This is a genomic window from Nodularia sp. UHCC 0506 (assembly GCF_034931045.1).
Taxonomy (GTDB): domain Bacteria; phylum Cyanobacteriota; class Cyanobacteriia; order Cyanobacteriales; family Nostocaceae; genus Nodularia.
The window spans coordinates 41,012-46,165 of record NZ_JAYGHH010000022.1; the positions used below are offsets into that span (position 1 = coordinate 41,012).

The 5,154-nt window shown below is 44.0% G+C and carries 2 protein-coding genes; one reads left to right on the forward strand and one right to left on the reverse strand.

Features of this window, described 5'->3' with window-relative positions:
* Positions 1 to 123: 123 nt before the first annotated feature.
* Positions 124 to 1,800, reverse strand: a complete 1,677-nt coding sequence (locus tag VB654_RS13940; RefSeq protein ID WP_323214366.1) for a transglutaminase domain-containing protein — start codon at positions 1,798 to 1,800, stop codon at positions 124 to 126.
* A gap of 292 nt (positions 1,801 to 2,092) precedes the next feature.
* On the opposite strand from VB654_RS13940, the gene VB654_RS13945 reads away from it, so the two are divergent.
* Positions 2,093 to 4,975 (forward strand): cation-translocating P-type ATPase, encoded by a 2,883-nt coding sequence (locus VB654_RS13945; RefSeq protein ID WP_323214367.1) that lies wholly within the window; start codon positions 2,093 to 2,095, stop codon positions 4,973 to 4,975.
* Positions 4,976 to 5,154: the final 179 nt, after the last annotated feature.

Below are 5,154 nucleotides of genomic sequence, written 5' to 3' on the forward strand. Positions count from 1 at the left end.
CAGCAAGCCCCAAGTAGAGGCGGGTTTACTAATATGATGGTTAATCATGAATCATATCTCTAAATCCGCCCCTACAACTCATTGCAGTATCTACCCAATTTTCCGATCACCAATGACCAAGAACTAATGACCAAACGGCGGTAATTCTTTAAGAATTGTAAAACGAATGTGATTAATTGCCAAATCGCCGAGAGGAATGTCTTCTTTCGTCAGCCTTTTACCTTGACTACTTAAGGTTTCAAAGGTTATGCCTTTGCCAATTTCAATGTGATACCAGGATAAACCCATAAAAAAGCGTGTGGGGTAGGGGCCGTAGTTACCTACATCATCAGGATTAGATTCCATTGGCAACCAACCAAAACCGGGGATGTAAAATTCTAACCAAACATGGTTAAAGTCTGGTTGCAACGGTACGCCCTGATGTTCACTATGAGGAGGACATTTATATCTACCAACTGTGCGGCAGGGAATGCCATTTAAACGGCATAGAGCTAGTAAAACGCCTACATACTCGCCACAGGAACCAATACCCCGTTCTAAGACTAAATCAGGGGTGTCAATGTGGGGTTTAATGCCATAGGATAATTCATCGTAAACGTAGTTCCGGATATTGTACATTTTCCGTAGCAGGTTGGTTTCTGAACCAATGGCTGCATTGGCAGCACGGCGAACAATGTCAGTATCCATTGCTAAATCGTCGTCATCTACTAGGTAGCGACTTTGAAATTCTGGTGATAGTTCGGGAGCGTTTTCGACATCTTTTGGGGTGATCCGGTACTTAATTCCGCGAACTTCTAACAGTGCTTTCCAGCCAAATATGTGCCTTTCGCCTGGTGTCAAGGCATCAAATTTAAAGACTGCCACACGTTGTCCATCTATAATTTCTTCTGTAAAAGGGATACCAATGGGTTCAACGTGTTTCAACTTTTGGCGTTCGGTTTCTGAGGGTAGGGCAATGCGCCATTCTACATCCGGTAAATACACCTCGTCTAAAGGTGCAATTTCCTCAGCATAGGACATTTCAATGAGATAGCCGTTAGATAGGGCATATTGTTTATCTGCTTCGTGATGATAATGTAAAGGGTGAATAAATGTGCGATCGCGGAATGTGAGTTCATGACACGGATCAGCATTGGGGTTATCCCTGATATAAGGCTCTTCTGAGGCATAGGCTACAAATAAGGTTTCTTTACCTGTCTCTTCGTTGGTATGTATAGCTATACCTGTGGGATATTCAAAGGGCGTTAACACGCTAAATTGAAGTTCTCCAGTGCCTCTGTCCATAGAATAGACGGTTTGCTCTGTGCGATCGCAAACCCAAAGGGTATCAACGCTAACTGCCAAATTTTCCACCCCGACTCCAGGTGCATAAAATCTGGTAATTTCTTTGCGCGAATTAGCATCAAAAACCAAAATACTGCCCAGCTTTTGGCAACTCACATAAACTGTTGATTCCCACACAGCAACGCCATTAGCAGGATAAGGTAAGGTGACAAAATGCTCTAAACCTAAAGACGAGAGTTTGGACAGATAAACACTGTTTTCACGTGTCACCCAGATAGAATCTAACCACACTGCTAGACCTGCAACATCGCTAAATTCCCTGACTTGATAGGGGTTTAGGATTTTGCTGTTATCAGAGGTGGGATCAATTTCCAGTAAATGCCCTTTAATACTATCAATCGCGAGCAGTGTATCTTTGATGAAAGCAATGCCACAAAGAGTGGCTGCTGTTAACGGTCGAATCGTTCTTTGACCAAACATTTGACTAGCAATTAGACTAGGAAGTGCAAAACTCATATTAAGCATATTTATTCAACGGTTTAGCACGCCCAGAATTAATTTTGGCATATCCTTGATGACCCAAATGGTGGTTTTTAGAGTTACTATAAGCAAGCAGAATGTGTTAATTTCTACTTTTTTAGCAGATAAATACATAGGAATAAGCCAGAAAAATTAGCAAGTTTTACGGAACACATCTACTTTCAAGTTACACAGCTTGGTAAAAATTCTGAGTTTAACTTTAGTTGATGCTTTTTCAGTCATCCCTAAATTATGATCGAATTCTATAACCATTTCTGTGACACACACAATGTCTGCTAATTCTCAGCCTGTTAATGAAGAGTCTCCGTCAGGAGAAAGTAACGCTGTTTGCCATAGTTGGGAAATTGATAAAGCTTTAGACCTGCTTGATAGTAACGCAGACAGTGGCTTAACATCTCAAGACGTGCAACAGCGCCTACAAAAGTACGGTGAAAACGAACTAGAAGAAAATGATGGTCGCAGTTCTTGGGAAATTCTACTAGATCAGTTCAAGAACATTATGTTATTGATGCTGATTGCCGTAGCTGTCATTTCTGGTTTTTTAGACTTCATAGCTTGGCAAGCTGGAGAATTTCAGGCTGGAGAAGTGCCATTTAAAGATACGGTCGCTATTATGGCGATTGTAATTCTCAATGGCATACTTGGCTATGTCCAAGAAACTCGTGCCGAACAAGCTTTAGCAGCGTTGAAAAAAATGACTTCTCCTTTGGTGCGAGTCATCCGCAACGGCAAATTGATGGAGATAGCCGCTAAGGAACTTGTACCAGGAGATGTGATGCTGCTGGAAGCGGGGATGCAAATAGCAGCAGATGGACGCTTGATTGAACAATCTAATTTACAAGTGCGGGAATCGGCACTCACAGGTGAAGCTGAGGCTGTAAGCAAACAGGCTAATTTAATCTTACCGGAAGACACATCATTAGGCGATCGCCTGAATTTAGTCTTTCAAGGTACAGAAGTCGTTCAAGGACGTGCCAAGGTACTAGTCACTCACACTGGAATGCGAACGGAACTTGGTAAAATTGCTACCATGTTGCAGTCAGTGGAAAATGAGCCGACACCTTTGCAGCAGCGCATGACTCAGCTAGGTAATGTCCTAGTTACAGGTTCCTTGGTTCTCGTAGCCATTGTAGTCGTCGGTGGGACTATTCAAGCCAGAGGTTTTGACAACATCCGAGAACTTTTAGAAGTTTCTTTGAGTATGGCCGTGGCTGTGGTTCCAGAGGGTTTACCTGCGGTAATTACCGTGACTCTGGCATTGGGAACTCAGCGCATGGTACGCCACAATGCCTTGATTCGCAAACTACCAGCCGTAGAAACTTTGGGTTCTGTCACTACGATATGTTCTGATAAAACTGGCACCTTGACCCAAAATAAAATGGTGGTGCAGTCAATTTATGCTAATAATCATGTTTTTCGGGTAACAGGAGAAGGTTATGAACCTACAGGGGATTTTCTCTTAGATAGTCAAGCCATTTCTGTCGAAGATTATCCCGAAATCTCTGCAATGCTGGTTGCATCTGCCGTTTGTAATGATGCGGTGCTGCAAAAAGAAAAAGGCGAATGGGCAATTTTAGGCGACCCCACCGAAGGCGCTTTGGTGACAGTGGCGGGAAAAGCCGGCATCGAAAAAGACCAATGGCATAGTAAATTACCCCGCATTGGCGAGTTTCCCTTTGATTCAGAACGCAAGCGGATGAGCGTCATTTGTCAAGTGGAGGAAGTAAGCACAGGTGAAGCATCTGTAACGGCTGTAGACCCGGTAATTGCTAGTTTGATTGAATCTGAACCTTATTTAATGTTTACCAAAGGTTCTCCAGAATTGACTTTGGCACGTTGTACTCAGATTCATCAGGGTAATAATTCTGCCCCATTAAGCGACGAACAACGCCAGCAAGTTTTGGCAGAAAATAACCAGATGGCAAGTAAAGGATTGCGGGTACTAGGTTTTGCTTACAAACCCCTGCTAGAAATCCCCCCTGAAGGTTCGGATGATACATCTGAGGTAAACTTGGTTTGGTTGGGCTTAGTCGGGATGCTAGATGCCCCACGTCCAGAGGTGAGGGTAGCAGTACAAGAGTCTCGAAATGCCGGAATTCGCCCGATCATGATTACAGGCGACCACCAGCTAACTGCACAAGCGATCGCCATTGATTTGGGAATTGCTCAAGAAGGTGATAGAGTCCTCACAGGTCAAGAATTGCAACATATAACTGACCAGGAATTAGAACAACAAGTTGACTTAGTAAGTATCTACGCCAGAGTTTCTCCAGAACACAAACTGCGAATTGTCCAAGCGTTGCAACGTCGGGGGAGATTTGTCGCCATGACCGGCGATGGTGTTAATGATGCCCCAGCCTTGAAACAAGCTGATATTGGCATTGCGATGGGTATTACTGGCACGGATGTGAGTAAAGAAGCCAGTGATATGGTTTTGCTTGATGACAACTTTGCCACTATCGTTGCAGCAACGAAAGAAGGTAGAGTTGTTTATACTAATATTCGCCGCTTTATTAAATACATTCTTGGTAGTAACGTGGGCGAAGTTCTCACCATTGCTTCAGCACCACTTCTCGGACTGGGAGGGGTTCCCCTGACACCATTACAAATTCTCTGGATGAATTTGGTAACAGACGGTTTACCAGCTTTGGCTTTAGCTGTGGAACCCCCAGAAGCAGATGTTATGAAGCGTCCCCCTTTTAGTCCCCGCGAAAGTATTTTTGCTAGGGGGTTAGGTTCCTACATCGTTCGCATAGGGATTGTTTTCGCCATTATCACGATTATTTTGATGCTGTGGGCATATAACCATTGCCAGATATTGGTTCCAGGACTTGACCCCGAACGGTGGAAGACAATGGTGTTCACATCGTTATGTTTAGCACAGATGGGTCATGCGATCGCCATTCGTTCTAATAACAAACTCACTATAGAGATGAATCCCTTCTCTAATATGTTTGTCTTGGGGGCTGTAGTGGTGACAACGATTTTGCAGATGATCCTAATTTACGTCCCACCCATACGTGCTTTCTTTGGAACTCATGAATTACCTCTAAGCGAGTTAGCTATTTGTTTTGGTTTCAGTACTTTGATGTTTGTCTGGATTGAAATGGAGAAGCTTTTTTTCCGCTTAATAGGCAAAAAGAGTGTGTGAGGAGTGGGAAGAGGCAGGGGGCAGGGGGCAGAAGAGAAGAGGCAGGGGGGCAGGGGGCAGGGTGCAGGGGGGAGAAGAGAAGAAGCAGGGGAGCAGGGGAGCAGGGGGCAGAAGACGGTAATTTCCTAATGACTAATGACTAATGACCATGATTTATGTAGGGCTGGCTGAAGAAATCT